This window comes from Dorea ammoniilytica, assembly GCF_025567415.1.
Lineage (GTDB): Bacteria > Bacillota > Clostridia > Lachnospirales > Lachnospiraceae > Claveliimonas > Claveliimonas ammoniilytica.
On the sequence record NZ_JAOQJV010000037.1, the window covers coordinates 1 to 524 of the forward strand.

Here is a 524-nt window from a genome sequence, read left to right on the forward strand (position 1 = left end):
AGAGAAAACAACATGTGATTCTGGAAGTAGCGGCGAGCGAAACCGGAAGAGCCCAAACCAGCGTGCGTGCATGCTGGGGTTCGGACCGTATAATTGATTGATGAGTCTAGCAGAATGGTTTTGGGAAAGCCAGCCAGAGAGGGTGAAAGCCCCGTAAGTGAAAGATGAGTCGACATGGCGGTATCCAGAGTAGATCGAGACACGAGAAACCTTGATTGAATGAGCGGGGACCACCCCGTAAGGCTAAATACTCCTTAGTGACCGATAGCGCATAGTACTGTGAAGGAAAGGTGAAAAGGACCCCGGGAGGGGAGTGAAAGAGAACCTGAAACCCTGTGTTTACAAGCTGTGGAACATCCATATGAGATGAACCGCGTACTTTTTGTAGAACGGTCCGGCGAGTTACGCTGGCTGGCGAGGTTAAGGACTAAAGGTCCGGAGCCGAAGGGAAACCAAGTCTTAATAGGGCGAGTAGTCAGTCGGAGTAGACCCGAAACCGGGTGATCTATCCATGTCCAGGTTGA

Annotated in this window: 1 rRNA gene; it reads left to right on the plus strand. The window is 51.1% G+C overall.

Annotation, left to right across the window (positions count from 1 at the left end):
* Positions 1-524, plus strand: a 23S ribosomal RNA gene (locus tag OCV65_RS13290); the annotation flags it as partial.